A 25,714-nucleotide genomic window follows, 5' to 3' on the forward strand; every position below is an offset into this window, starting at 1 on the left:
TTCGATCGACCCGACTCAGGGTAGAGGTTAACAGTGTTGCCAGTGTGTCGGATTTCCAGAGCGCACAGAATCGCAAAATGGCCGGTAGCGTTGAACTATCCACCGCACCAACTTCCGGTGCGGGAAAGGAGCGCAACATGAGTGAGTCAGGGCGTTCTGAACCCTTCGAGACACCCATGTCCAGCGACGACGCGGCCGAGTTGGAAGAGCTGCGGCGGGAGGCCGCGGTCTTGCGCGAGCAGCTGGAAAACGCGGTGGGCCCGCAGAGCGGCCTGCGCAGCGCCCGTGATGTGCACCAATTGGAGGCGAGGATCGACTCGCTGGCGGCCCGAAACTCGAAGCTGATGGAAACGCTCAAGGAGGCCCGTCAGCAACTGCTGGCGCTGCGTGAGGAGGTCGACCGACTCGGTCAGCCGCCGAGTGGTTACGGCGTGCTGCTGGGCAGCCACGACGACGACACCGTCGACGTGTTCACCTCGGGCCGGAAAATGCGGCTGACTTGCTCGCCCAACATCGACGTGAAGTCGCTGAGGAAGGGCCAGACCGTGCGCCTCAACGAGGCGCTGACCCTCGTCGAGGCCGGCAACTACGAGTCGGTCGGCGAGATATCCACGCTGCGCGAAATCCTGGCCGACGGCCATCGCGCGCTGGTGGTCGGGCACGCCGACGAGGAGCGCATCGTGTGGCTGGCCGAGCCGTTGGTCGCAGCGGAGGATCTGCCCGACGGCTACGACGACGAGCTCGAGGACGACGAGCGGCCGCGCAAGCTGCGCCCCGGCGACTCGCTGCTGGTCGACACCAAGGCCGGCTACGCGTTCGAACGGATCCCCAAGGCCGAGGTCGAAGACCTGGTGCTGGAAGAGGTGCCCGATGTCAGCTACGGCGACATCGGCGGGCTGACTCGTCAGATCGAGCAGATCCGCGACGCCGTCGAGTTGCCGTTCCTGCACAAGGAGCTCTACCGGGAGTACTCGCTGCGGCCACCCAAGGGTGTGCTGCTGTACGGGCCGCCCGGCTGCGGCAAGACGCTGATCGCCAAGGCGGTGGCCAACTCGCTGGCGAAGAAGATGGCCGAGGTGCGCGGCGACGACGCCCGCGAGGCCAAGTCGTACTTCCTCAACATCAAGGGCCCGGAACTGCTGAACAAGTTCGTCGGCGAGACCGAGCGGCACATCCGGCTGATCTTCCAGCGCGCGCGGGAGAAGGCCTCCGAGGGCACCCCGGTGATCGTGTTCTTCGACGAGATGGACTCGATCTTCCGGACCCGCGGCACCGGTGTGAGCAGCGACGTCGAGACGACGGTGGTGCCTCAGCTGCTTTCCGAGATCGACGGCGTCGAGGGGCTGGAGAACGTCATCGTCATCGGTGCGTCCAATCGCGAGGACATGATCGACCCGGCGATTCTGCGGCCGGGCCGACTGGACGTAAAGATCAAGATCGAGCGGCCCGATGCCGAAGCGGCGCAAGACATTTACAGCAAGTACCTGACCGAGGCATTGCCGGTGCACGCCGACGATATCGCCGAGTTCGGCGGCGACCGGTCGGCCTGCATCAAGGCGATGATCGAGAAGGTCGTCGACCGGATGTATGCCGAAATCGACGACAACCGGTTCCTGGAGGTCACCTACGCCAACGGTGACAAGGAAGTCATGTACTTCAAGGACTTCAACTCCGGTGCGATGATCCAGAACGTCGTCGACCGCGCGAAGAAGAACGCGATCAAGTCGGTGCTGGAGACCGGGCAGCCCGGTCTGCGCATCCAGCATCTGCTCGACTCGATCGTCGACGAGTTCGCCGAGAACGAGGACCTGCCCAACACCACCAATCCCGATGACTGGGCGCGGATCTCGGGCAAGAAGGGCGAGCGGATCGTCTACATCCGCACGCTGGTCACCGGCAAGTCGTCGAGCGCGTCGCGGGCCATCGACACCGAGTCCAACCTGGGCCAGTACCTCTAGGCCCGCGCCCCGCGAGCGTGCGTGTTTGCGCGCAACACGCCGCGTTCTTTTGTGAGAACGCGCACGCTCGTGACACCACAAGCGTTGCCACGACGTGGTGCCCGCGATGACGCTCCTTGACGAGCGTGCGCAGAGTGCGGCCAGTAAGCGGCGTGTCGGCCGCAGACACGCACGCTCGCGGAAACGAAGTACAACTAGGGCCTTCGGCCGTGGCTGTTCTCCATCGCCAGGTACACATCCCGGCCGGCCAGGCTGACCGCCACGTCGGAGATCAACGGGTCGAAGAACCGCTCCCGGTACAGCGGGTCGACGCTGGTGCTCACGGTGAAGTACAGACCGGACAGCACGGCGACGAACAGCGACACGTGCACAGCGGTCTGAGGCACCGGCACATGAATGCCGAACCAGGTTCCCGGACAAGGCGGTTGGTCGACCGGACAGGTCTCCTCCGACGACCACAGCACGGCCACATCATCGGGAATGGCGACGATGCCGAGTGCGAGAAAGAATGCAAACAGGCCAACGGTGAAGAACACCACCTGGATCGCCTGGGACACCACCATGACCGCGACGACGTTGGCCTGCTCCGCGAGTGACAGCGCCGTGCGTACTGGCTGGTGGCCGTCTTCGGAGGCTAGCGGTGTGCCCTCGACAAGCTTGGCGGGATCGTCCTGCTCGGCGCGATCCTCCCGCAGTGCGCGGACCTCGTCCCGGATCGTGGTGACCATGAAGATGACGGCGATCAGAGCCAGGAATCCGATTGTCTGCCAAAGTCTTTGCCGAGTCATGCGGGCGGCCAGTTGCCACAGCTCGCCGGTGAAGAACACCACCACGGTCAGCATCAGCAGCGGGAATGCACGGCTCATCAGCGTGCCGAGTGCGCCGAACTGCATCCAGGCGAACCGGAACGCCCACAACGCGATCGAACCGAAGCCCAGGTAGGTCAGCCAGATCGCCAGTATCGCGATGATCGCGAACACGAGGGTTTCGGCCGCGGCGATTCCGGAGAATCCACTGTCGGCGAACGGAAGTCCGAACACAAAGAACGCCATCACCAGCAGTGCCGCCGATCGCCGACCGGCCTCGCCCAGCGAAGTGCCGGACCGGTGCAGCAGATACAGCGCGAACGGAGCGGCAATCAGCAACAGGCTGAGCACCCCGAGTCGTATCACGTAGCCGAAGTCGGGATCGCCGTCGGTGAGCTCGGCCAGCATCATCGTCAACGCGATGGCGGCGCCGACACCGCTGACCATCGGCGCCGAGCGCTCGATCAGGGCGCGAGACCGCACCCGGCGGGTCAGCACCAGCGGCAGCCCGCGATGCAGGAACCACTCGTGCACCTGCCGCATGTCCGACACGGCAAACATTGTGCCCGAGATCGCGTTGGCCTGCGGTGATGGCACGGCCGCAGACTACTGCGCGACGTCGCATAGGCTGATTGCATGCAACGGATTATCGGAACCGAGGTCGAGTACGGCATCTCGTCGCCGTCCGACCCGACCGCGAATCCGATACTGACCTCGACCCAGGCGGTGCTGGCCTATGCGGCCGCCGCAGGCATTCAGCGCGCCAAGCGCACCCGGTGGGATTACGAGGTGGAATCCCCGCTACGGGACGCCCGCGGCTTCGACCTGAGCCGCTCGGCGGGCCCACCGCCGGTGGTGGACGCCGACGAGGTCGGCGCGGCCAACATGATCCTGACCAACGGGGCCCGGCTGTATGTCGACCACGCCCATCCGGAGTACTCGGCTCCGGAGTGCACCGACCCGCTCGACGCGGTGATCTGGGACAAGGCCGGCGAGCGGGTGATGGAGGCCGCCGCCCGGCACGTCGCCAGCGTGCCCGGGGCGGTGAAGCTGCAGCTGTACAAGAACAACGTGGACGGCAAGGGCGCCTCCTACGGCTCGCACGAGAACTACCTGATGAGCCGTCAGACGCCGTTCTCGGCCGTCATCGCGGGTCTGACGCCGTTTTTGGTGTCCCGGCAGGTGATCACCGGCTCCGGGCGGGTCGGGATCGGCCCGTCGGGCGACGAGCCCGGCTTTCAGCTGTCGCAGCGCGCCGACTACATCGAGGTCGAGGTCGGCCTGGAGACCACGCTCAAGCGCGGCATCATCAATACCCGCGACGAGCCGCACGCCGACGCCGACAAGTACCGGCGGCTGCACGTCATCATCGGCGATGCCAACCTCGCCGAGACAGCGACCTACCTCAAGCTGGGCGCCACCTCGCTGGTGCTGGACCTGATCGAAGAGGGGCTCGACCTGACCGACCTGGCCCTGGCGCGGCCGGTACACGCCGTGCACGTGATCAGTCGGGACCCGTCGCTGCGAGCCACCATCGCGCTGGTCGACGGCCGCGAGCTGACCGGTCTTGCGCTGCAACGCATTTACCTCGATCGGGTGGCCAAGCTGGTGGACAGCCGCGACCCCGATCCGCGGGCCGCCGACATCGTGCAGACCTGGGCAGGAGTGCTGGACCTGCTCGAGCGTGATCCGATGGACTGCGCCGACCTGTTGGACTGGCCGGCCAAGCTGCGGCTGCTCGACGGCTTCCGGCACCGGGAAAACCTCAGCTGGTCGGCGCCGCGCCTGCACCTGGTCGACCTGCAGTACTCCGACGTGCGGCTGGACAAGGGGCTGTACAACCGGCTGGTCGCGCGCGGATCGATGAAGCGACTTGTCACCGAACAGCAGGTGCGCGACGCCGTGGACAACCCACCGACCGACACCCGCGCCTATTTCCGCGGCGAGTGCCTGCGCCGGTTCGGCGCCGATATCGCCGCGGCCAGCTGGGACTCGGTGATCTTCGACCTGGGCGGGGATTCGCTCGTCCGGATTCCAACGCTCGAGCCGTTGCGGGGCAGCAAAGCGCATGTGGGGGCGCTGCTGGACTCCGTGGACAGCGCGGTCGAACTGGTCGAACAGCTCACCACTTGAGTCTTCCCACCCACCTCCCCATGGCGCGCTATCCCAGGCAATCCGGCCGTTGACCGGTAGGGTGGAGTGACCGGCGGGCGGCTACAGAGCCCGCCGATGACAAGTGCAGGAGGCAGCGATGGCTCAGGAGCAGACCAAGCGTGGCGGTGGTGGCGGCGAGGACGACGACCTCACCGGCAGCACGGCCGCCGGGCAGGAGCGTCGCGAGAAGCTGACCGAGGAGACCGACGATCTGCTGGACGAGATCGACGACGTTCTCGAGGAGAACGCCGAGGACTTCGTGCGGGCGTACGTCCAAAAGGGCGGACAGTGACCTGGCCGCATCGCGAGCAGCCGGCCTTCTCTAACCCCACTACCGGAGCACCCTCCGTTGCCATGGACTTGTCGTCCTTTTCCGAATTACTGCGCCGTCAGGCGCCAGGCCTACTGCCGGTGAGCAAGTCCGACGCGGCTGGCTCGGGCGATGGGCTGCCACATGGCACCACGATCGTCGCGCTGAAATATCCCGGCGGTGTGGTGATGGCGGGCGATCGCCGGTCGACCCAAGGCAACATGATCGCCGGCCGCGACGTGCAGAAGGTGTTCATCACCGACGACTACACCGCGACGGGCATCGCAGGCATCGCGGCGATCGCGGTGGAGTTCGCCCGGCTGTACGCCGTCGAACTCGAACACTACGAGAAGGTCGAGGGAGTGCCGCTGACGTTTCGCGGCAAGGTGAACCGGTTGGCCACCATGGTGCGCGGCAATCTGGGCGCGGCGATGCAAGGTCTCGTCGCATTGCCGCTGTTGGCCGGCTATGACCTCGACGATCCGAACCCGCAGGCGGCGGGCCGAATTGTGTCGTTCGATGCGGCCGGCGGCTGGAACATCGAGGAAGAGGGCTACCAGTCGGTCGGCTCGGGCTCGATCTTCGCCAAGTCGTCCATCAAGAAGCTGTATTCCCAAGTGACCGACGCGGATACGGGGCTGCGAGTCGCGATAGAGGCGCTCTACGACGCCGCCGACGACGACTCCGCCACCGGCGGGCCAGACCTGGTGCGCGGCATCTATCCGACCGCGGTCGCGCTCGGAGCCGACGGCGCCGAGGAAGTTTCTGAAGAACGAATAGCGGCGCTGGCCCGTGAGGTCATCGAAAGCCGTTCTCGCGCCGATACATTCGGGCCAGATGCGGGCCAGCATCCAAGCGTCGACGCGCGGGGTGACGGCTAGTGAGTTTTCCGTATTTCATCTCGCCCGAACAGGCGATGCGCGAGCGATCGGAACTCGCGCGCAAGGGTATTGCCAGGGGCCGCAGCGTCGTCGCGCTTGCCTACGCGGACGGAGTGCTGTTTGTCGCCGAGAACCCGTCGCGGTCGCTACAGAAGGTCAGCGAGATCTACGACCGGATCGGCTTCGCCGCCGTCGGCCGGTTCAACGAGTTCGACAATCTGCGCCGCGGCGGCATCCAGTACGCCGACACCCGGGGCTACGCCTATGACCGCCGGGACGTCAGCGGTCGCCAGTTGGCCAACCAGTACGCGCAGGCACTCGGCACGATATTCACCGAGCAGGCCAAGCCGTACGAGGTCGAGCTGTGTGTGGCGGAGGTCGCGCACTTCGGCGAGACCAAACCGCCTGAGCTGTACCGGATCACCTACGACGGATCGATCAACGACGAACCGCATTTCGTGGTGATGGGCGGCACGACCGATCCGATCACCGCGGCGCTGAATGAGTCCTACACCGAGAACGTGAAGTTGTCCGAGGCGGTCAGGATCTCCGTCGCTGCGCTGAAGGCCGACGGCGGCAATGGAGCTGAGCCTCGAACGCTCGGTCCCTCGACACTCGAGGTGGCCATCCTGGATACCAACCGTCCCCGGCGGGCATTTCGGCGAATCATCGGCTCGGCGCTGGAAGCCATGCTGCCGGACGAGGATTCGAAGTCGGGGGAGTAGCTTTTGTCGCCCGCTCGGGCGACTTCGGTGCGGGTCGTCACCCCGCTTTGTGCAGAGTTGCCGAATCGCCGGTGATGACCGCCAGGATGTTGCGCCACGAATCCGACGGCCAATTGATGAGGTCGCTGTGGGCCCGCCAACCGGCCATCGGCCGGTGGTCGTCGTAATCGCCTGCCGCCAAATTGATTACGCCCGGCATCTCGTCGGGGTCGGCACCGTGCGGTCCGGCCGGAATGCCTTGCACCGCCTCGATGAAATCGCCGGGCGCGGTCATCGAGAATCGCAGGACGTCGGGATTGCGGTTGTGCCAGTCGGCCGGATCGTCGACGCCGACGCCGGCGCCGGCGGCCGCCAGGTAGAGCGTCCGATCGGCGGTCAGGCCGAATACTTCGGCCGTGCCCATGATCGAGCCGCCATAGGAATGGCCGATATAGGTGACGGGGATGTCCCGGCCGGTGCCGTCCACCGTGCGGTCGACGTCTTCGCTGAAGGCCACCAGCCGCGGCGCCATGTCGAGGGCGTAGCGGGGATCAGCCGCTTCGATCAGTCCCGTGATAAGGGTGTCCCCGCGGGGAAACGGACCGCCCAGATAGGTGATGGTCGCGACCTCCCCACGGGTCGCGGACACGAAGCGCCGGGCGGTCTGGGTGTTCGCCGTCGAACCCTCGATCGTGGTGTTCAGCCCGGGCACCAGGACCGCGACGCTCTTGGCGGTGCCCAGGTTGCCGTTGAGCTCGATGAGCGACGCCCGGTCGGGGTCGAACGCGAGAATCTGGCGGTCCACCCGGCTGCCGCTGCGGGCCGGGTCGTCGACTTCGCCGAGCAGGCCTTGGTAGAACGCGATGCGCGTGCGGGATTCCGGATTGTCAGTGCGGCGGTGTTCGTCCGCGATCGCCTGGGCGATGTTGAGACGGTTGGCCTCGATCCGCATGTGCCACGGCACACCGTCGGTATTACCGACCTGCTTCGGGAACTCGTCGACGAGACGTTGGCGCTGTTCGGGTGTCATCGCGGCGATTTGGTTCGCGATGCGGTCCTGGCTCATCGCCGACCAGCCGGCGACGACGTCGGCGGCCTCAACCGGCCAGCTGCCCGCCGGTGCGGTCGAAGCGGGTGGCGCCGGCGGCGGCCGGAACGCCTCGGCGATGTCATGGTCCGCGTCGGCGTCGGCGGCGCCCAGCCGGTCGAGGGCCTCGACGATCCGCGTCGTGAGCACGTCGCGGGCAGCCACGGCCGGGCTGCCACCGGACAACGAAACCAGCAGCGATGACGTAGCGCCTCCGGTGACGGAGCCGTCGTCGGCGACCACGAATCCCTCGGCGCGCGCCGCCTCCAGCAGACCCAGCACGTCGTCCCGGGCCGCGGCGATCTGATCGGCGCCGTCGCGGGCGGCCACTGCCGCGGTGATCAGGCACCGCGTCGCCGCCGCACCGCCCGCGGCAATCGTCGCGCCCCGCTGTCGGGCCGCCTCGGCGGCCGCACCGGTCCAGAAGTCACGGCTCTCGTCGACATCGCGCGCCACCACCTCGACGCGCGCCTGCAGGTCGATCGCGGCCGCGTCCCAGGCATCAGCCAGCTGTCGCAAGCTCTCCGGTCGCCACGCCTGCGCCTGCGCGACGGTCGGCCGCGTCACGGCCGGCTGAAGCGGTTGGCGTTGCGCCGGTCGGCGTGCTCGAACGCATCGGCCGACATGTGCGCCGCGACCGCCCAGCCGCGCATGTTGGCGACGACGTCGGTGAGCCTGGCCGCGATCAGGTCCGGCGCCGCGATGGTGCCCACCGCTGAACCGCGCATCGCATCGGCATCCAGTGCTGGCCAACGCATTTCGGCGAGCGCGTCGGCGGCCGCCATCACGCGGTCAGCGACGGTCCGCAGCTGTGTCAGATCGACTTCGGTACTTCCCCCCATGCCTCATGCTGGCAGATTGGGGCGCTGCCGCGCCGAAGTTATCCACAGCCTGGGGGGACCGACGAGAATTAATAAACCGACCAGCGGTCTACTGATAGGATGGCGCCGTGGCTCGCCATGTGAAGCCCGACGAGTACGCCGCGCGGCGACGCGCGATTCTGGACGCGGCGCTGCACCTGATGCACGACAAGGGCTACGAACGGATGACCATCCAGGACGTGCTTACCGAGCTGCAGATGTCCAAGGGGGCGCTCTACCACTATTTCGACTCGAAGCAGGCGCTGCTCGAAGGCATCGTCGAGGCGATGGGCGAAAGCGCCGGCCAGAGGTTGCGGGCCGTGGTCGACGACCCCGGACTCGACGCGATCGGCAAGCTGCACGCATACTTCGCCACCTCGACCGCCTGGCAGACCGAGAACGTCACCGCGGTGACCACCACCATGCGGCTCTGGCGGGACGAGCACAACGCGCTGCTGCGCCAGAAGATGGTTAGCGGATCGATGCGCACGACGGCCCCGCTGCTCGAGGCGATCATCAGGCAGGGCTGCGGGGAGGGGGTCTTCGACACCAAACACCCGCACGAGGCGGCCATCATCATTACCGGGATGGGCTTGCACCTGGCCGATGCCATCATCGACACCCGTGGATCCCACGCCCGGAGTGTGATCGCGGCCTACACCGATGCGCTCGAACGCATCCTGGGCGCGCCATCAGACTCGCTGAGCGTCGGCGAGGCTTATGCGTCACCACCGGGGGCCAACCAGTAGTCTCGGTGACGTGCAGCGGCGAATCATGGGCATCGAGACGGAATTCGGTGTGACCTGCACCTTCCATGGGCATCGCCGCCTGTCGCCCGACGAGGTCGCCCGCTACCTGTTCCGCCGGGTGGTGTCGTGGGGACGTAGCTCCAACGTCTTCTTGCGCAATGGCGCTCGGTTGTACCTCGACGTCGGGAGCCACCCGGAATACGCGACCGCCGAATGCGACAGCCTGGTGCAGCTGGTCACCCACGACCGGGCCGGCGAGCGCGTGCTGGAGGACTTGCTGATCGACGCCGAGCAGCGACTGGCCGACGAGGGCATCGGTGGCGACATCTACCTGTTCAAGAACAACACCGACTCGGCGGGCAACTCTTACGGCTGCCACGAGAACTACTTGATCGTACGGGCAGGCGAGTTCTCCCGCATCTCCGATGTGCTGCTGCCGTTTCTCGTCACCCGCCAGCTGATCTGCGGCGCCGGCAAGGTGCTGCAGACACCCAAGGCCGCCACGTTCTGCCTGAGCCAGCGCGCCGAGCACATCTGGGAGGGCGTGTCGTCGGCGACCACCCGCAGCCGCCCGATCATCAACACCCGCGACGAGCCGCACGCCGACGCCGAGAAGTACCGGCGCCTGCACGTCATCGTCGGCGACTCCAACATGTGCGAGGCGACCACGATGCTCAAGGTGGGCACAGCCGCGCTGGTGCTGGAGATGATCGAGTCCGGCGTGCCGTTCCGCGACTTCTCACTGGACAACCCGATCCGCGCCATCCGCGAGGTCAGCCACGACCTGACCGGTCGGCGGCCGGTGCGGCTGGCCGGTGGACGCCAGGCCAGCGCCCTGGACATCCAGCGCGAGTACCACTCGAGGGCCGTCGAACACCTGCAGACCCGCGAACCCAACGCCCAGATCGAACAGGTCGTCGACCTGTGGGGACGCCAGCTCGACGCGGTGGAAAGCCAGGAATTCGCGAAGGTCGACACCGAGATCGACTGGGTGATCAAGCGCAAGCTGTTCCAGCGCTACCAGGATCGCTACAACATGGAGCTGTCAGATCCCAAGATCTCCCAGCTCGACCTCGCCTACCACGACATCAAGCGGGGCCGGGGTGTGTTCGACCTGCTGCAGCGCAAGGGGCTTGCCACCCGGGTCACCACCGACGAGGAAATCGAGGACGCGGTGAACACCCCGCCGCAAACCACCCGCGCCAAGCTGCGGGGCGAGTTCATCAGTGCCGCACAGGAAGCCGGCCGCGACTTCACCGTCGACTGGGTTCACCTCAAGCTGAACGACCAGGCGCAGCGCACCGTGCTGTGCAAGGACCCGTTCCGGTCGGTCGACGAACGCGTCAAGCGGCTGATCGCCAGCATGTAGGCGCGAGCGGCTCAGGCTTGTACGGTTTCGGCTCGAAAATCTGTACAACGACGAGCGCTCGGCCCTTATCCACAGGGCCAACTGGCGGCTTCGCGCCGGCCCAACCCACAATTCCGGAATGCCGCCAGAGCTCAGCGCAGTCTTCGCCGCGCAGGGCGGAGTCGCCACGTCAGCTCAGATCTTGCTTCACCTGAGCCGCCGCGGGATGCAGCGTCGGCTGAAAAGCGCTGAGCTGGTGAAGATTCTTCCGAACATCTACAGCTTGGGTGCATCCGATGCATTCACCCGGCTACGCGGATTAGACCTGCGCTGCGGTGAACATGTCGCGGTGTGTTTAGGCACCGCCGCAGCAATTTTCGGGTTCGACACCGAGGGCGTCACCGATTTGCATGTTCTCAACCCGGAGGGCCATCTCGAGGTCGCGCGGAGCCTGCCCCGACCCCGCGCGTTGGCGACGCTCGACGCCGCTTTGCGAAGCCAGACATGCAATCGCCGCGACTTGCTCGCAGCTGCGAAAGCCCAGGCAGGCCGGCGCGGCATAGTGATGGTTCGAGGTCTCATTCCGACGGCCCGGCCAGAGACCGCGGCCGCGTGAGCGCTCACCGTTGTACGGTTTCGGCGCGAAATTGCGTGCCAGGCTGAGCACTCGCCACAGGCCGTTGACACTAGGCTAAGCCGAGTGGGGATCTCCAAAGTCGAGCGGCTGATGAATCTCGTCATCGCGCTGCTGTCCACCCGAACCTTCATCACCGCCGACCGGATCCGCGACACCGTCTACGGCTACTCCGACAGCGCCAGCGACGAGGCGTTCTCCCGGATGTTCGAGCGCGACAAGAACGAACTGCGCGACCTGGGCATCCCGCTGGAAACCGGCCGGGTCTCGCAGTTCGACCCGGCCGAGGGCTACCGCATCAACCGGGACGCCTACGCATTGCCCGCCGTGGAGCTGACCTCCGACGAGGCCGCCGCGGTCGCGGTGGCGACCCAGTTGTGGGAGTCGCCGGAGCTGATCACCGCGACCCAGGGGGCGCTGCTCAAGCTGCGCGCGGCCGGTGTGGACGTCGACCCCGGCGAGGCCGGTGTCGCGATCACCTCCACCGCGGGGCTGCCCGGCATTCGTGGTTCCGAGGACGTGCTGGGAATCCTGTTGTCCGCCATCGATTCCGGTCAGGCGGTGCAGTTCCCGCACCGGCCGGCGCGCAGCGAGCCGTACACCGTTCGCACGGTCGAACCGTGGGGTGTGGTCACCGATCGGGGGCGCTGGTACCTCGTCGGTCATGACCGCGACCGCGACGCCACCCGAACCTTCCGGTTGTCGCGCATCGGCGCCGGGGTGACCGCCATCGGTCCGCCCGGCGCCGTCAAACGGCCCGACGGGGTGAACCTGCGCGAGATCGTGCACCGGGTGATCGGCGAGACGCCCACCGGTACCCAGGCCAGGGTGTGGGTCGCCGACGGGCGTGCCACCGCGCTGCGTCGCAGCGCGACCGTGCTGGGTCCCCGCGCGCTCGGCGGCCGCGACGGCGAAGAGATCAGCATCGACATCGGGATGAGCGACCGGCTGGCCCGCGAGATCGCGAGCTACGGCGCCGACGCGGTGGTGCTGGAGCCGCAGGCCCTGCGCGACGAGGTGACCGACCGGCTGCGCGCCCATGCGGGAGTCGAGGCATGAGTACCGTCTCGACCCGGCTGGTCCGGTTGCTGAACATGGTTCCGTATTTCCAGGCCAATCCGAAGATCACCTACGCCGAGGCCGCCGCCGATCTCGGCGTGACGGTCAAGCAGCTGCGCGACGATCTCAACCAGCTGTGGATGTGCGGCCTGCCCGGCTACGGCCCCGGCGACCTGATCGACTTCGAATTCTCCGGCGACACCATCGAGGTCACGTTCTCCGCCGGCATCGACCACGCGCTGCGGCTGACCTCGCCGGAAGCCACCGGTGTGCTGGTCGCGCTGCGCGCGCTGGTTGACGTGCCGGGCATGGTCGACCCCGAGGCCGCGCGCAGCGCGATCGCGAAGATCGAGTCGGCCGCCGGCACCGTGAGCCACGGCGCCGAGACGGCGGTAGACGAGCCGGCCCCGGTGGAGAGCCACGCGGCCGCCGCGGTGCGCGCCGCGGTGCGGGACAACCGCGCACTGGCCATCGAGTACTACTCGGCCTCACATGACGTGTTGTCCAGCCGGGTCGTCGACCCCATCCGGGTGGTGCTGGTCGCCGACCACAGCTATCTGGAGGCGTGGTGCCGGTCGGCCGAGGGAGTGCGGCTGTTCCGGTTCGACCGCATCGTCGACGCTTCCGTCCTCGACGAGACGTCGGCACCGCCGGGGCCGGCCGTGGCCGCGCCGCCGGACACCTCGTTGTTCGACGCGGACCCGGCGCTGCCATCGGCCACACTGCGCATCGACCGGTCGACCTCCTGGATGTTCGACTACTACCCGCTGCGGGTGGTGCGGGAACTGCCCGACGGCGCCTGCGAGGCCGCGATGACCTATGCCTCCGACGACTGGATGGCCCGGTTCGTGCTCGGCTTCGGCGCCGCGGTGCGGGTGGTTTCACCGGAATCGCTGGCCCGGCGGGTGCGCGACTCGGCGGCGGCGGCGCTGCGTGCGTATGGAGTCGGCGAGTAGACTCGCCGCAGACGTTGCGGAGGTGACCAAATTGGGCGGTCTACAACCCTGGCATTGGGTAATCGTCATCGCGGTGTTCGTCCTGCTCTTCGGGGCCAAGAAGCTCCCGGACGCGGCCCGTTCACTTGGCAAGTCGATGCGGATCTTCAAGTCCGAGATCAAGGAGATGCAGACCGACTCCAAGCCGGAGACCCCGCCGGCCACTCCGATCGCCTCGGAGCGCGTCGACACCCCAGACCCCGCGCAGTCCGAGCCCTCGGACAAAAGACGGGCCTGACCGACGGCGACCGATCGACCGTGGCCTGAGGCCACGTCGATAGGCCGCGTGTAAAGGCAAGCCCGTGCGCACCCCCGGAATCCTCAAGCGGCTCGACCCCCGTCAGCGCCGTGCCCGGGTCAATCCGGACGGCACCATGTCGCTGGTCGACCACCTGCACGAACTGCGCAGCCGGTTGCTGATCGCGACGGCCGCGATCGTGGTGACGACGATCGCCGGGTTCTTCTGGTACAGCCACGGCTTCTTATGGCTGCCCAGCCTCGGTGACTGGCTGCGGGGGCCGTACTGCTCGCTGCCGGATTCCGCGCGGGCGAGCATCACCCCGGACGGTGAGTGCCGCCTGCTCGCCACCGCCCCTTTCGACCAGTTCATGTTGCGCCTGAAGGTCGCCCTGACCGCAGGGATCGTGCTGGCCTGTCCGGTGTGGCTATACGAGTTGTGGGCCTTCATCACGCCCGGCCTGTATAAGAAGGAACGCCGCTTCGCCGTCGCCTTCGTCGGCGTGGGCGCGGTGCTGTTCATCGCCGGTGCGGTGCTGGCCTACGTGGTGCTGTCCAAGGCCTTGGGTTTCCTGTTAACGGTCGGCAGCGACGTTCAGGTGACCGCGCTGTCCGGCGACCAGTACTTCGGCTTTCTGATCAATCTGCTGCTGGTGTTCGGTTTCAGCTTCGAGTTTCCGCTGCTGATCATCATGCTGAACGTGGTGGGCGTGCTCACCTACCAGCGGCTCAAGTCGTGGCGGCGGGGGCTGATCTTCGGGCTGTTCGTGTTCGCCGCGTTCTTCACGCCGGGCTCTGATCCGTTTTCGATGCTGGCGCTCGCGCTGGCGCTGACGCTGTTGCTGGAACTGGCGATTCAAATCGCGCGAATTCACGACAAGCGCAAGGCCCGTCGGGCCGCGCTGGACGACGTTCCCGACGAGCAGGCGGCGGCGATCGGCGGCGTCGAACCGATCGAGCCGCCGACGGCGGTGCCCACAGCGGCGCGCCCGGGCGTCGATGACGACGCCACCTAGCGGCCAGCTGGCCGGCTTCACCGAGCAGCTGCCGTTCCAACTCGACGACTTCCAGCAGCGCGCCTGCTCGGCGCTGGAGGACGGGCACGGCGTCCTGGTCTGCGCTCCGACCGGCGCGGGCAAGACCGTGGTCGGGGAGTTCGCGGTGCACCTGGCTCTGGCAGCGGGCCGAAAGTGCTTCTACACCACGCCCATCAAGGCGCTGAGCAATCAGAAGCACAACGACCTGGTGCACCGCTACGGCCCGGAACGCATCGGCCTGCTGACCGGCGACCAGTCGATAAACGGCGACGCACCAGTGGTGGTGATGACCACCGAAGTTCTGCGAAATATGCTCTACGCGGATTCGCCCACGCTGCACGGCCTTTCCTACGTCGTCATGGATGAGGTGCATTTCCTGGCCGACAGGATGCGCGGTGCGGTGTGGGAGGAAGTGATCCTGCACCTGCCCGAAGACGTTCGCCTGGTGAGTCTTTCGGCGACGGTGAGCAACGCCGAGGAGTTCGGTGGCTGGATCCAGACCGTGCGTGGAGACACCACGGTGGTGGTCGACGAGCACCGACCCGTTCCGCTGTGGCAGCACGTCATGGTCGGCAAGCGATTGTTCGACCTGTTCGACTACCGGTCTGGTGCCGCGGCCAAGAGCGGCCGGGAATTGCTGGTCGACCCGCAACTGTTGCGGCACATCGCACATCGCCGGGAGGCCGACCGGCTGTCCGACTGGCGACCGCGCGGCCGCGGATACCGGGGCCGCCCGAGCATCCACCGGATGCCGTCGCGGCCCGACGTGGTGGAGATGCTGGACCACGAAGGTCTACTGCCGGCGATCACGTTCATCTTCTCCCGCGTTGGCTGCGACGCGGCGGTCAAACAGTGCCTGCGGTCGTCGTTGCGGCTGACCACCGACGACCAACGTGCCCGCATCGCCGAGGTGATCGACCGCCGGTGCGCCGACCTGTCCGATTCCGACCTGCTGGTGCTGGACTTCCACGAATGGCGGGAGGGGCTGCTGCGCGGGCTGGCCGCGCATCATGCCGGCATGCTGCCGGTGTTTCGCCACACCGTGGAAGAGCTGTTTACCGACGGCCTGGTGAAAGCCGTATTCGCCACGGAGACACTGGCTTTGGGCATCAACATGCCGGCCCGCACGGTAGTGCTTGAGCGACTGGTGAAGTTCGACGGCGAACAGCACGTGCAGCTGACGCCGGGGGAGTACACCCAGCTGACCGGACGCGCCGGCCGGCGTGGCATCGACGTGGAAGGCCACGCGGTGGTGCTCTGGAGTCCAGATGTGGAACCGGCGGAGGTCGCCGGCCTGGCCTCCACCCGCACGTTCCCGCTGCGCAGCTCGTTCGCGCCGTCATACAACATGACGATCAATCTGGTGCACCAAATGGGCCCGACACAAGCGCACGAGCTGCTGGAACGGTCCTTTGCGCAGTATCAGGCCGACCGTTCGGTGGTCGGGCTGGTGCGTGCCATCGCGCGCGGCGAGGGAATGCTCGACGAGATCGTCACCGAGCTCGGCGGACGCGACGCGCCCATCCTCGACTATGTGCGGCTGCGCGCGGTGATCTCCGAACGCGAGAAAGCCCAGGCGCGGGCGTCGCGGCTGCAGCGCCGCAGGGCGACCAACGATGCGCTGGCCGCGTTGCGCCGTGGCGACATCATCAACATCGCGCACGGGCGCCGCGGTGGTTTGGCGGTGGTGCTGGAACCGGCCCGCGACGGCGATGATCCGCGGCCGCTGGTGCTGACCGAAAACCGTTGGGCGGGCCGGATTTCGTCCGCCGACTACTCGGGCGCCTCGGCGAAGGTGGGTTCGATGTCGTTGCCCAAGCGGGTGGAGCACCGCCAGCCGCGGGTGCGGCGGGACGTGGCGTCGGCGCTGCGGTCGGCCACTGCGGGGTTGGCAGTTCCCAGGGGCAGGCGCAGTGGCCCGGCGCCCGAGCGCGACATCGACCCCGACCTCGAGGGCCTGCGTGAGCAACTGCGCCGTCATCCGGCGCACAGCATGGGCGACCGGGAGGACAAGGCCCGGCTCGCCGAGCGATACCTGCGCATCGAACGGGACAACGCGCAGATCCAACAGAAGGTGGCGTCGGCGACGAACTCGCTGGCCCGAACCTTTGACCGCATCGTCGTGCTGCTCACCGAGCGCGGCTTCATCCGCGACCGCGACGGTGACCTCCGGGTCACCGATGACGGGCGTCTGCTGGCGCGGATATACAGCGAGAGCGACCTTCTGGTGGCCGAATGCCTGCGGGCGGGCGGATGGGAGGGGCTGGCGCCCGCCGAGCTGGCGGCGGTGTTGTCGGCGGTGCTCTACGAGTCCCGCGGCGATTCGCCGGGCGCGCCGCAGGGTGCCGACATTCCGACCGCCAAACTGCGCCGCGCGTTGGCCGGTACCAGCAGACTGGCCACCGAGCTGCGGGCCGACGAGCAGCGGCACCGGATCTCGCCGAGCCGTGAGCCCGACGAGGGCTTCGTCACCGCCGTCTACCGCTGGGCGACCACCGGTGAGCTGGCCGCCGCCCTCGCCGCGTCCGACGCCGCGGGCACTGGTTCGCCGTTGTCGGCAGGTGATTTCGTGCGATGGTGCCGCCAGGTGCTGGACCTGGCCGACCAGGTACGCAATGCCGCGCCCTCCGCTGAGCTGCGGGCCGCCGCGAAACGCGCCATCGGCGACATTCGACGCGGCGTCGTCGCTGTTGATGCGGGGTAGGGTGTTGGCCAGATCAGCGTCACCGGGAACTAGGACTACCAGGAGAGCCGATGAGCGGACCGCAGGGACCTGACCAGACGCAGCCGTGGCCGGGTCAGGACCAGCCGTCGAGCGAGCCGTCCAACCAGCCGCCGGCCTGGCAGCAGCCGGCGCCCGGCGGCGACCAGCCGACCACGGAGCCGCCGGCCTGGCAGCAGCCGCCGGCCTACCCGCCGCAGCAGTATCCCTCCTACCCGCAGCCGGGTCAGCAGCCATACCCGCCGCAGCAATATCCGCCGACCGAGCAGTTCGGCCAGCAGCCGCCCGCCGAGTACAACCCGTCGGCGTACCCGCAGTACGGCCAGTACGGGCAGCAGTACGGACAACCCGGCCAATACGGGCAGTACGCGCCGCCCGGGTCGGAGCAGGGCTCGAAGCGATCGCTTGCCGTCGTCGGAACCGTCGTCGGTCTGCTGGCCGCGCTGATCGTTGCGGTGGTCCTGGTGCTGGGCTTCTGGATGCCGGGTTTCTTCGTCACCACCAAGCTCGACGTGACTTCGGCGCAGTCCGGTGTCGAGCAGATCCTGACCGACGAGGCCAACGGCTACGGCGCCAAGAACGTCGAGGACGTCACCTGCAACAACGGCCAGAGTCCCACGGTGAAGAAGGGCGACACCTTCAACTGTGAGGTCAGCATCGACGGCACCAATCGGCAGGTGACCGTGACCTTCCAGGACGACGACGGCACCTACGAGGTCGGACGTCCCAAGTAATTAGCCGGCGCCCGGCAGCTGGTCGAGCGCCTTCTGCAGTCTCCCGACCGATGACGTCACGCCGTACTGTTCGGCGAGCTTGGCCACCTTCCGCGGATGCTCGGCGGCCAGTGGCAGCTCGTCCGATGTCGTGGAATAGCTGACGTCCGCGTCGGTGGCCACCCGAACCACCGGCCCGGCGACAGCGATGTAGTCGGTGGCGGCCAGCAGCTTGGACCGATATGCCTTGGACATCTTGGATTTCGGGTCGCCGGCGGCGGCCAGGATCCGATCCAGCGAGCCGTGCTGGGCCAGCAAGGTGGCCGCCGTCTTCTCGCCCACACCGGGCACACCGGGCAGCCCGTCCGACGGATCGCCCCGCAGCAGCGCCAGCTCGGCGTAGGCCGGCCCGGCCCGCTTCACCGGAACCCCGTACTGCTCGGCCACCTCGGCGGGCCCGTATTTGGTCGCCTTCGCCAGCCCCCGGCCGGTATAGAGCACCCGAACCGACACCGGGTCGTCGCGGACCAGCTGAAGCAGATCGCGGTCGCCACTGACGACGACCACGGGGTTCTTCTTCTCCCGTTCGGCCAGGGTGCCCAGGACGTCATCGGCCTCGCATTCCGGCGCGCCGGCGGTCGGAATGCCGAACGCATCCAGCAGCTCCATGATCATGTCGATCTGCGGGGTGAGATCGTCGGGCACTTCCTCGATGTCGGGTTGCCCGGCCGGTTCCTCCTCGGCGACGCGGTGCGCCTTGTACGACGGGATGAGATCCACCCGCCACTGCGGCCTCCAGTCGTCGTCGCGGCACACCACCAGCCGGTCAGGCCGCTCGCGGGTGATCACCGTTGCGACGGAGTCCAAGAACCCGCGCACGGCGTTGACCGGCCTGCCGTCGGGCGCGGTGATCGACGAGGGCACCCCGAAATAGGAGCGAAACCACATGCTGGCGCCGTCGAGCAGCAACAGGGGAGCGGGCATGCCCGTCATCCTGCCAGCCCGGCCGGCCGCCGATTAGCCTGACCGGTATGGGTCCCAGCCGATTCAACGCCGACGTCTACGCCAGGCGGCTGCGGGCCGCCGCGACCGCCGCAGCTGATGCCGGTCTGGCCGGCCTGGTGGTGACCCCCGGCTATGACCTGCGGTATCTGGTCGGCTCGCGGGCGCAGACATTCGAACGCCTGACGGCACTGGTGCTGCCCGCCGACGGTGAGCCGAGTGTGGTGGTGCCGCGGCCGGAGTTGGCTTCGCTGAAGGAATCTGCCGTGACGGAACTCGGTCTGCCGGTGCGGGATTGGGTCGATGGCGAGGACCCGCACCGGGTTGTAGCGGACGCGCTGGGCGGCCCACCGGCCGCGACGGGCCCGTCTGGACGGCTCGCCGTCGCGGTCACCGATTCGATGCCTGCGCTGCACCTGCTGCCGCTGGCCAACGTGCTCGGCGTGCTGCCGGTGCTGGCCACCGACGTGCTGCGGCGACTGCGGATGATCAAGGACGAAGCCGAGATCGACGCGCTGCGTAAGGCCGGTGCGGCCATCGACCGGGTGCACGCCCGGGTGCCGGAGTTCCTGGTGCCCGGTCGTACCGAGGCCGACGTCGCTGCCGATATCGCCGAAGCCATTGTCGCCGAAGGTCATTCGGAGCCAGCGTTCATCATCGTCGGATCCGGGCCGCACGGTGCCGATCCGCACCACGAATGCTCGGACCGGGAGTTGCGGCCCGGTGACATCGTGGTCGTCGACATCGGCGGGCCGTACGAGCCCGGTTACAACTCCGACTCGACGAGGACCTACAGCATCGGTGAGCCGAACCCGGAAGTGGCGCGCCGGTATTCGGTGCTGCAGCGGGCACAACGGGCTGCTGTCGAGGCCGTGCGCCCTGGGGTTACCGCCGAACAGCTGGACGCCGTCGCACGCGACATGCTCGCCGAGGAAGGTCTCGCCGAGGCGTTCGTCCACCGCACCGGCCACGGCATCGGACTGTCGGTGCACGAGGAGCCCTACATCGTCGCGGGCAATGCCCTGCCGTTGGCCCAAGGCATGACGTTTTCCATTGAGCCCGGGATCTACTTTCCCGGTCAGTGGGGTGCCCGCATCGAGGACATCGTCATCGTCACCGCCGACGGCGCGGAGCCGGTGAACGGCCGCCCGCACGAGCTGATCGTGGTGCCGGCTGGGCCGACCCCGGCGGGCTAGCCGCTGGCCCGATCCAGCAGATCCGAAGAGCCGAGCACCCGCTCGACGCGTACCTCGATGACCACCCGCCGCGGATTGACCCGCGGGGTGCGGTAGCGCTGGGCGTAGCGCAGCTCGGCGTCGCGGACCGCCTCGGCCTCGGTATTGACGGTGGCGCTGCCCTCCAGCGACAACCAGCGGGCCCCGTCGACCTGGCTGAGCACGGCAATGCCGCGTTCCTTGGCGTTGACCGCCTTCTGCGATCCGCCGCTGGTGATGACCCGCGCCACGTGCGTCCTCGGGTCGAACGTGAAACCGACCGCCACCACGTGCGGGGAATTGTCCAGACGCAAGGTGGTGAGCATCGCCAGGTGACGCTCGGTCAGGAACGCCAGCGCGTCGTTGGTGAGCCTGGTGGTTGCGTTCGCCATCGGCATCCAAACTAGCGCAGGTCATAATCGCAGCGTGGATGACACGAGTGCCGGGTCAGTGGTGATTTTCGGTGGCCGCAGCGAGATCGGCGCCGAGCTCGCGCAGCGGCTGTCGCCCGGTGCCACCGTGGTGCTGGCCGCCCGCGGTGCCGACCGGCTCTCAGGGCAGGTTGCCGCCGTGCGGGAAGCCGGGGCCGCCGAGGTGGCGGTCTCCGAGTTCGACGCCGACGACCTCGGCTCGCACGCCCGGCTGGTCGAATCGATCGTGGCCGAGCACGGCCCGATCGGCACCGCCGTGCTGGCGTTCGGCATCCTCGGCGACCAGGCCCGCGCGGAGACCGATCCGGCGCACGCGGTGGCGATCGTGCACACCGACTACGTGGCACAGGTCAGCCTGCTCACCGTGCTGGCCGCGACGATGCGGGCCGCGGGAAGCGGAACCATCGTGGTCTTCTCGTCGGTGGCCGGGGTGCGGGTGCGCCGGGCCAACTACGTCTACGGCTCGGCCAAGGCCGGCCTGGACGGGTTCGCCAGCGGTCTGGCCGACGCACTGCACGGGTCCGGGGTGCGGCTGCTGATCGTGCGCCCGGGCTTCGTCATCGGCCGGATGACCGACGGCATGGCACCGGCGCCCATGTCGAGCACGCCGCGCCAGGTCGCCGCCGGGACCGCGCGGGCGCTGGCCAAGGGCCGTCGGACGGTGTGGATTCCGTGGAGTCTGCGCCCGGTGTTCTTCGGGATGCGCTTGCTGCCGCAGTGGATCTGGCGAAGGATGCCGAGATGATATTCGTGGTCGGCATCGGCGCCGACGGGTTGGCGGGACTGTCACCGGCTTCGCGTGCCGAATTGGCGCGGGCGACGGTTGTGTACGGATCGCGGCGCCAGCTGGATCTGCTGGACGACGACGTGACCGCACAGCGGCGGGAATGGCCGTCGCCGATGCTGCCGGCGCTGCGCGAGCTGCCCGCAGGGGTGCACGTGCTGGCCAGCGGCGACCCGATGCTGCACGGCATCGGCGTGACGTTGATCCGGCTGTACGGCGCGCAGCGAGTGCGGGTACTACCGCATGTGTCGTCGGTGACCCTCGCCTGCGCTCGCTTGGGCTGGTCGGTGCAGGACACCGAGGTGATCAGTCTGATCACCGGCAACGCGCACACCGCGGTGCGCCGCGGCGGCCAGGCCGTGGTGCTGTCCAGCGACCGGACCACGCCGAAGACGCTGGCGGTGATGCTGAACGCCTACGGCCGCGGCGACTCCGAGTTGACCGTGCTCGAGCAGCTCGGCGGTCCGAAGGAACGGCGCCGCGACGGCACCGCCGGCGACTGGGCCACCGATGCGCCCAACGACGTCGACGACCTCAACGTCATCGCGGTGCGCTATCTGCCTGACGAACGCGTGTCGTCGCTGGCCGACAGCGTGTTCGTGCACGACGGGCAAATCACCAAGCGGTCCATCCGCGCCGTCACGCTTGCGGCGCTCGCGCCGCGGCCGGGGGAGCGGCTGTGGGACGTCGGCGCCGGTGCCGGCAGCGTCGCTGTCGAATGGTGCCGAAGCTGGCGGGGCTGCACCGCGGTGGCGTTCGAACGCGATGAGCAGCGCCGCACCACCATCGGACTCAACGCGGACGCGTTCGGCGTCCCAATCGACGTGCGCGGGGCCGCGCCCGACACATTCGATGGCGCGCCGGAACCCGCAGCGATCTTCATCGGCGGCGGACTCACCCATCCGGGACTGCTGGACGCCTGCTTCGACCGGCTGCGCGCCGGCGGCCGGTTGGTCGCCAACACCGTCACTGCCGAATCGGAAGCCATTGTCCTGCAGTGGCATTCGCGACTGGGTGGCGAGCTGCACCGATTTCAGCATTACCACGGCGAGCCGCTGGGCAAGTTCACCGGCTGGCGCCCCGCCATGCCGGTGACGCAGTGGACGGTCACCAAGCAATGACCGTCTACTTCATCGGCGCCGGCCCCGGTGCGGCCGACCTGATCACCGTGCGGGGCCAGAGGTTGCTGAGTCGGTGCCCGGTGTGCCTGTACGCCGGCTCGATCATGCCCGACGACCTGCTCGCGCTGTGCCCGCCGGATGCCCGGGTGATCGACACCGGGCCGTTGACCCTGGACCAGATCGTCGCCGAACTGGCCGACGCCCACGCGGCCGGGCTGGATGTGGCGCGGCTGCATTCCGGCGACCCGTCGTTGTACAGCGCGCTGGCCGAGCAGTGCCGCCGCCTCGATGCGCTCGGTGTCGACTACGAGATCGTGCCCGGCGTACCGGCTTTCGCCGCGGCCGCGGCGGCGCTCGGGCGTGAACTGACCGTTCCCGGCGTCGCGCAAACCGTGACGTTGACGCGGGTGTCCACACTGTCCACGGCAATGCCGCCGGGGGAGGACCTCGAGACATTGTCGGCGCCCGGTGCCACGCTGGTGCTGCACCTGGCCGCCGCGCAGGTCGACGCGATCGTCCCGCAGCTACTGGCCGGCGGCTATCGTGCCGAAACCCCCTGTGCGGTGGTGGCGTTCGCGAGCCGGCCGGAACAGACGGTGTTGCGGTGCACCCTTGCCGAACTCGCCGAGCAGATGCGTGCCGCCGACGTCACCCGGACGGCCGTCATCGTGGTCGGCGACGTGCTCTCAGCGGAGGGGTTCGCGGACAGCTACCTGTACTCGGCCGGACGGGTCCGGCGGGGTCGGCATTGATGCGTGTACTGCTGCTGGGCGGCACCCCGGAGGCCCGCGCGTTGGCCGCCGAGCTGGCAGACGACGTCGAGCTGGTCAGCTCGCTGGCCGGTCGGGTGCCGGACCCCGCGTTGCCGGCCGGCGAGGTGCGGATCGGCGGGTTCGGCGGTGTGGATGGGATGCGGAAATGGCTCGCCGAACGTGCCGTCGATGCTGTCGTTGACGCCACGCACCCGTTCGCGGCCACCATCACCGCGCACGCCGCGCAGGTGTGTGGTGAGCTGCGGCTGCCGTTGCTGGTGCTGGCCAGGCCGGCGTGGCCGCCCGGCACCGCGTTACGAGTGCGTTCCGACAAGCAGGCCGCGGATGCGGTTGCCCGCCGGGGATATTCGCGGGTGTTCTTGACCACCGGTCGGTCCGGCACGAAGGCATTCGCCGATGCCGAAGCGTGGTTTCTGATTCGCGCGGTGACCGCGCCGGACCCGCTGAGGTTGCCGCGGCGCCATCGGCTGCTGCTGTCGCGGGGCCCGTACCGCTACGACGAGGAGCTGGCCCTGCTGCGGGACCATCGCATCGACTGTTTGGTGACCAAGAACAGCGGCGGGAACATGACGCGGCCGAAGCTCGACGCCGCCGCCGCGCTGGGTGTCCCGGTGGTGATGGTGGACCGGCCCCCGCTACCGGATGGCGTCGATACCGTCGACAGCGTCGAGCGGGCCGCCGCCTGGGTCAGGTCGCGACGCTGAGGTCGGCGTAGGCGGCGACGATCGGGGCCAGTTCGGTGGGCGTCGAACCGTGCAGAATCACCCCGTCGCAGCCCAATTCGAGTTGATGCCGAATGGCCCGGACGCAGTCCGCCGGACTGCCGGTGGCGCTGTTCGCCAGCCAGTCTTGCGGAATCAGCGTCGCCACGTGCTCAAGTTGTTCGGTGGTTCCGGACACGTCAAGCCCGGGCACGCCGGTCACCACCGGATCGGCCAGGAAGCGTTCCAGCACGGCGCGATCCCAGCTGTTGGTGTCGACCAGCAGTCGGCCGTAACCCTGTAGGTAGGTGGCCATCCGGCCGACGGTCTTCATCAGTCGAGCCGGATGGGGCAGGTGATCGCCGACGGTGGCCAGGCAGGCCCACACCTTGACGTCGGCGGGGTCGCGGCCGGCGGCCGCCGCCGCGGATTTGACCTTCTCGACGCAGCGGGTGGTTGTCTCGTCGGTGAAGTAGGTGTGCAGCACCACCTCGTCGAAACAGCGGCCGGCCAGCTCCAGGGTGTTCGGCGCGAAGGCGACCAAGCCGAGCCGCAGGTACCGGTCGAGGGTGCTGTCGAGATACAGCACCGGATAGCTGCCCGCCGGACCGTCGTGCCCGATGATCGTCTCGCCGCGGAACAGCCGGCGCATCAGTGTCGCGAAGTCCTCCATCTGCGCGGTGGTGATCCGGGGAATGCCGAATGCGTCCTGCAGCAACGGCACCCCGCGACCCAGGCCCAGGGTGAACCGGCCGGGCGCGATGTCGAGCATGGTGCGGGCCATCCCGGCAGTCACGATCGGATGGCGGGTATTGTGATTCGTTGCCGCCGTGCTGATCTGGATGGTGTCGCTGGCTGCCGCGGCCGCGCCGCACAACACCGCGGCTTCCTTCTTGTTGTAGCGCTCGGAGATGAACGCCGTTCCCAGCCCGAGGTTCTCGGCATCGCGGACTTCGTCCACTATCGTTCTGCTGCTGCGTGGCTGGCCGGCGAGTAGATAGCAGCCGAGTTCGGCGAACCTGGCGGTCATGCGATCAGCTCCAATGTCTCGAGTTCCCGGATGGCGCGACAACCCCGCTCCAGCATCACCACCATCATCTCGTCGCCGCGTTCGGTGGACGCCGCGAACGCACATCCGAGGGCGCTCAGCAGCGGAACCTGCACGACACCGAGCCGGTAGTCGCGCCAACAGGTCTCGAGGTCGTAATCCGTTACGCCGTAACCCAACAGCGCCCGGTGGTAGGCCCCGACCAGGTCCTCCTCGATCGCCGACCGCACCTCGGGGACCAGGCTGGTTCCGGTGAAGTAGGCGAGATCGCGTGCCGGCAACCCCAACCCGACGGTCTGCCAGTCGACGACGGTGACCCGTGATCCGTCCGGATCGAACAGCATGTTGTCCAGCCGATAGTCGCCGTGCATCAGCGAGAACCGGCC

At 68.1% G+C, this 25,714-nt stretch carries 26 protein-coding genes; 19 read left to right on the top strand and 7 right to left on the bottom strand.

The features are described from left to right. Positions 1 to 137 precede the first annotated feature (137 nt). Positions 138 to 1,958 (top strand): proteasome ATPase, encoded by a 1,821-nt coding sequence (gene arc / locus ACRDU5_RS22455; RefSeq protein ID WP_526617194.1) that lies wholly within the window; start codon positions 138 to 140, stop codon positions 1,956 to 1,958. Between the two features lie 194 nt (positions 1,959 to 2,152). Here arc and ACRDU5_RS22460 read toward each other — a convergent pair whose 3' ends face one another. Next, entirely contained in the window at positions 2,153 to 3,325 is a 1,173-nt protein-coding gene (locus tag ACRDU5_RS22460) for a hypothetical protein (RefSeq protein ID WP_526617219.1), read from the bottom strand. Positions 3,326 to 3,400: 75 nt separating this feature from the next. On the opposite strand from ACRDU5_RS22460, the gene dop reads away from it, so the two are divergent. The 4 genes from dop to prcA all read left to right on the top strand — a co-directional run bounded on the left by dop (position 3,401) and on the right by prcA (position 6,834). Beyond that, on the top strand, positions 3,401 to 4,897 hold the full coding sequence (gene dop / locus ACRDU5_RS22465; RefSeq protein ID WP_526617195.1) for a pup deamidase/depupylase: 1,497 nt from the start codon (positions 3,401 to 3,403) through the stop codon (positions 4,895 to 4,897). Positions 4,898 to 5,015: 118 nt separating this feature from the next. Continuing rightward, positions 5,016 to 5,210 (top strand): ubiquitin-like protein Pup, encoded by a 195-nt coding sequence (locus tag ACRDU5_RS22470; RefSeq protein ID WP_046365221.1) that lies wholly within the window; start codon positions 5,016 to 5,018, stop codon positions 5,208 to 5,210. Between the two features lie 62 nt (positions 5,211 to 5,272). After that, positions 5,273 to 6,109, top strand: coding sequence for a proteasome subunit beta (prcB, locus tag ACRDU5_RS22475; protein WP_526617196.1), 837 nt, complete (start codon positions 5,273 to 5,275; stop codon positions 6,107 to 6,109). Then, positions 6,109 to 6,834, top strand: coding sequence for a proteasome subunit alpha (gene prcA, locus ACRDU5_RS22480; RefSeq protein WP_526617197.1), 726 nt, complete (start codon positions 6,109 to 6,111; stop codon positions 6,832 to 6,834). The genes prcB and prcA overlap by 1 nt, the downstream gene beginning before the upstream one ends. Positions 6,835 to 6,871: 37 nt before the next feature. Here the strand turns inward: prcA and ACRDU5_RS22485 are convergent, their stop codons facing one another. Next, complete coding sequence (locus tag ACRDU5_RS22485) at positions 6,872 to 8,467, bottom strand: alpha/beta hydrolase (RefSeq protein ID WP_526617198.1); 1,596 nt, start codon at positions 8,465 to 8,467, stop codon at positions 6,872 to 6,874. After that, the gene (locus ACRDU5_RS22490) at positions 8,464 to 8,742 is read right to left on the bottom strand and encodes a DUF7162 family protein (RefSeq protein WP_526617199.1); all 279 of its coding nucleotides are present in this window, start codon (positions 8,740 to 8,742) and stop codon (positions 8,464 to 8,466) included. Before ACRDU5_RS22490 ends, ACRDU5_RS22485 begins: the two co-directional genes overlap by 4 nt. Before the next feature lie 107 nt (positions 8,743 to 8,849). Here ACRDU5_RS22490 and ACRDU5_RS22495 point away from each other — a divergent pair, with 107 nt between their 5' ends. From ACRDU5_RS22495 to ACRDU5_RS22535, 9 genes are all read left to right on the top strand, one after another. Further along, the gene (locus ACRDU5_RS22495) at positions 8,850 to 9,509 is read left to right on the top strand and encodes a TetR/AcrR family transcriptional regulator (RefSeq protein ID WP_526617200.1); all 660 of its coding nucleotides are present in this window, start codon (positions 8,850 to 8,852) and stop codon (positions 9,507 to 9,509) included. A 10-nt stretch (positions 9,510 to 9,519) separates the two neighbouring features. Then, on the top strand, positions 9,520 to 10,878 hold the full coding sequence (gene pafA / locus ACRDU5_RS22500; RefSeq protein ID WP_526617201.1) for a Pup--protein ligase: 1,359 nt from the start codon (positions 9,520 to 9,522) through the stop codon (positions 10,876 to 10,878). Positions 10,879 to 10,996: 118 nt separating this feature from the next. After that, entirely contained in the window at positions 10,997 to 11,473 is a 477-nt protein-coding gene (locus ACRDU5_RS22505; protein ID WP_526617202.1) for a hypothetical protein, read from the top strand. 84 nt (positions 11,474 to 11,557) lie between these two features. Then, positions 11,558 to 12,550 (top strand): helix-turn-helix transcriptional regulator, encoded by a 993-nt coding sequence (locus tag ACRDU5_RS22510; RefSeq protein WP_526617203.1) that lies wholly within the window; start codon positions 11,558 to 11,560, stop codon positions 12,548 to 12,550. Beyond that, positions 12,547 to 13,506, top strand: a complete 960-nt coding sequence (locus ACRDU5_RS22515; RefSeq protein WP_526617204.1) for a helix-turn-helix transcriptional regulator — start codon at positions 12,547 to 12,549, stop codon at positions 13,504 to 13,506. Before ACRDU5_RS22510 ends, ACRDU5_RS22515 begins: the two co-directional genes overlap by 4 nt. Positions 13,507 to 13,537: 31 nt before the next feature. Next, complete coding sequence (gene tatA / locus ACRDU5_RS22520) at positions 13,538 to 13,783, top strand: Sec-independent protein translocase subunit TatA (protein ID WP_526617220.1); 246 nt, start codon at positions 13,538 to 13,540, stop codon at positions 13,781 to 13,783. A 64-nt stretch (positions 13,784 to 13,847) separates the two neighbouring features. Next, entirely contained in the window at positions 13,848 to 14,798 is a 951-nt protein-coding gene (gene tatC, locus ACRDU5_RS22525; RefSeq protein WP_526617205.1) for a twin-arginine translocase subunit TatC, read from the top strand. Next, complete coding sequence (locus tag ACRDU5_RS22530; RefSeq protein ID WP_526617206.1) at positions 14,782 to 17,523, top strand: DEAD/DEAH box helicase; 2,742 nt, start codon at positions 14,782 to 14,784, stop codon at positions 17,521 to 17,523. Before tatC ends, ACRDU5_RS22530 begins: the two co-directional genes overlap by 17 nt. Positions 17,524 to 17,573: 50 nt before the next feature. Beyond that, positions 17,574 to 18,275, top strand: a complete 702-nt coding sequence (locus ACRDU5_RS22535) for a DUF4333 domain-containing protein (RefSeq protein WP_526617207.1) — start codon at positions 17,574 to 17,576, stop codon at positions 18,273 to 18,275. Here the strand turns inward: ACRDU5_RS22535 and ACRDU5_RS22540 are convergent, their stop codons facing one another. Beyond that, entirely contained in the window at positions 18,276 to 19,238 is a 963-nt protein-coding gene (locus ACRDU5_RS22540) for a 5'-3' exonuclease (protein WP_526617208.1), read from the bottom strand. It abuts the gene before it with no gap. 47 nt (positions 19,239 to 19,285) lie between these two features. Here ACRDU5_RS22540 and ACRDU5_RS22545 point away from each other — a divergent pair, with 47 nt between their 5' ends. Beyond that, complete coding sequence (locus tag ACRDU5_RS22545; RefSeq protein ID WP_526617209.1) at positions 19,286 to 20,452, top strand: M24 family metallopeptidase; 1,167 nt, start codon at positions 19,286 to 19,288, stop codon at positions 20,450 to 20,452. Here ACRDU5_RS22545 and ACRDU5_RS22550 read toward each other — a convergent pair. After that, entirely contained in the window at positions 20,449 to 20,868 is a 420-nt protein-coding gene (locus tag ACRDU5_RS22550) for a F420-dependent biliverdin reductase (RefSeq protein WP_526617210.1), read from the bottom strand. The two genes, ACRDU5_RS22545 and ACRDU5_RS22550, sit on opposite strands and share 4 nt — an antisense overlap. Positions 20,869 to 20,896: 28 nt before the next feature. On the opposite strand from ACRDU5_RS22550, the gene dprE2 reads away from it, so the two are divergent. From dprE2 to ACRDU5_RS22570, 4 genes are read left to right on the top strand one after another with little or no spacing between them, the layout of a single operon-like run. Next, positions 20,897 to 21,646 carry a decaprenylphospho-beta-D-erythro-pentofuranosid-2-ulose 2-reductase gene (gene dprE2 / locus ACRDU5_RS22555; protein WP_526617211.1) on the top strand — a complete coding sequence of 250 codons (750 nt, stop codon included), beginning with the start codon at positions 20,897 to 20,899 and terminating at the stop codon, positions 21,644 to 21,646. Next, entirely contained in the window at positions 21,643 to 22,806 is a 1,164-nt protein-coding gene (gene cbiE / locus ACRDU5_RS22560; protein WP_526617212.1) for a precorrin-6y C5,15-methyltransferase (decarboxylating) subunit CbiE, read from the top strand. The genes dprE2 and cbiE overlap by 4 nt, the downstream gene beginning before the upstream one ends. Further along, entirely contained in the window at positions 22,803 to 23,558 is a 756-nt protein-coding gene (gene cobM / locus ACRDU5_RS22565) for a precorrin-4 C(11)-methyltransferase (RefSeq protein ID WP_526617213.1), read from the top strand. Before cbiE ends, cobM begins: the two co-directional genes overlap by 4 nt. Further along, the gene (locus tag ACRDU5_RS22570) at positions 23,558 to 24,283 is read left to right on the top strand and encodes a cobalt-precorrin-6A reductase (protein ID WP_526617214.1); all 726 of its coding nucleotides are present in this window, start codon (positions 23,558 to 23,560) and stop codon (positions 24,281 to 24,283) included. The genes cobM and ACRDU5_RS22570 overlap by 1 nt, the downstream gene beginning before the upstream one ends. Here ACRDU5_RS22570 and ACRDU5_RS22575 read toward each other — a convergent pair. Then, entirely contained in the window at positions 24,267 to 25,310 is a 1,044-nt protein-coding gene (locus ACRDU5_RS22575; RefSeq protein ID WP_526617215.1) for a TIGR03857 family LLM class F420-dependent oxidoreductase, read from the bottom strand. The two genes, ACRDU5_RS22570 and ACRDU5_RS22575, sit on opposite strands and share 17 nt — an antisense overlap. Then, on the bottom strand, positions 25,307 to 25,714 hold a 408-nt coding region (locus tag ACRDU5_RS22580), incomplete at its 5' end, for a phosphotransferase family protein (RefSeq protein ID WP_526617216.1). The genes ACRDU5_RS22575 and ACRDU5_RS22580, both read right to left, overlap by 4 nt.

Origin of the sequence: Mycobacterium sp., from assembly GCF_050701515.1 — a bacterium.
Lineage (GTDB): Bacteria > Actinomycetota > Actinomycetes > Mycobacteriales > Mycobacteriaceae > Mycobacterium.

Bases quoted from the DNA above. Each gene is read 5' to 3' on its own strand.
- ACRDU5_RS22575 (WP_526617215.1), bottom strand. From the start codon at position 25,310: ATGACCGCCAGGTTCGCCGAACTCGGCTGCTATCTACTCGCCGGCCAG.
- ACRDU5_RS22470 (WP_046365221.1), top strand. From the start codon at position 5,016: ATGGCTCAGGAGCAGACCAAGCGTGGCGGTGGTGGCGGCGAGGACGAC.
- ACRDU5_RS22530 (WP_526617206.1), top strand. From the start codon at position 14,782: ATGACGACGCCACCTAGCGGCCAGCTGGCCGGCTTCACCGAGCAGCTG.
- ACRDU5_RS22550 (WP_526617210.1), bottom strand. From the start codon at position 20,868: ATGCCGATGGCGAACGCAACCACCAGGCTCACCAACGACGCGCTGGCG.
- ACRDU5_RS22570 (WP_526617214.1), top strand. From the start codon at position 23,558: ATGCGTGTACTGCTGCTGGGCGGCACCCCGGAGGCCCGCGCGTTGGCC.
- cbiE (WP_526617212.1), top strand. From the start codon at position 21,643: ATGATATTCGTGGTCGGCATCGGCGCCGACGGGTTGGCGGGACTGTCA.
- ACRDU5_RS22535 (WP_526617207.1), top strand. From the start codon at position 17,574: ATGAGCGGACCGCAGGGACCTGACCAGACGCAGCCGTGGCCGGGTCAG.
- cobM (WP_526617213.1), top strand. From the start codon at position 22,803: ATGACCGTCTACTTCATCGGCGCCGGCCCCGGTGCGGCCGACCTGATC.
- prcB (WP_526617196.1), top strand. From the start codon at position 5,273: ATGGACTTGTCGTCCTTTTCCGAATTACTGCGCCGTCAGGCGCCAGGC.
- dop (WP_526617195.1), top strand. From the start codon at position 3,401: ATGCAACGGATTATCGGAACCGAGGTCGAGTACGGCATCTCGTCGCCG.
- ACRDU5_RS22460 (WP_526617219.1), bottom strand. From the start codon at position 3,325: ATGTTTGCCGTGTCGGACATGCGGCAGGTGCACGAGTGGTTCCTGCAT.
- ACRDU5_RS22505 (WP_526617202.1), top strand. From the start codon at position 10,997: ATGCCGCCAGAGCTCAGCGCAGTCTTCGCCGCGCAGGGCGGAGTCGCC.
- ACRDU5_RS22545 (WP_526617209.1), top strand. From the start codon at position 19,286: ATGGGTCCCAGCCGATTCAACGCCGACGTCTACGCCAGGCGGCTGCGG.
- ACRDU5_RS22490 (WP_526617199.1), bottom strand. From the start codon at position 8,742: ATGGGGGGAAGTACCGAAGTCGATCTGACACAGCTGCGGACCGTCGCT.
- ACRDU5_RS22540 (WP_526617208.1), bottom strand. From the start codon at position 19,238: ATGCCCGCTCCCCTGTTGCTGCTCGACGGCGCCAGCATGTGGTTTCGC.
- ACRDU5_RS22515 (WP_526617204.1), top strand. From the start codon at position 12,547: ATGAGTACCGTCTCGACCCGGCTGGTCCGGTTGCTGAACATGGTTCCG.
- arc (WP_526617194.1), top strand. From the start codon at position 138: ATGAGTGAGTCAGGGCGTTCTGAACCCTTCGAGACACCCATGTCCAGC.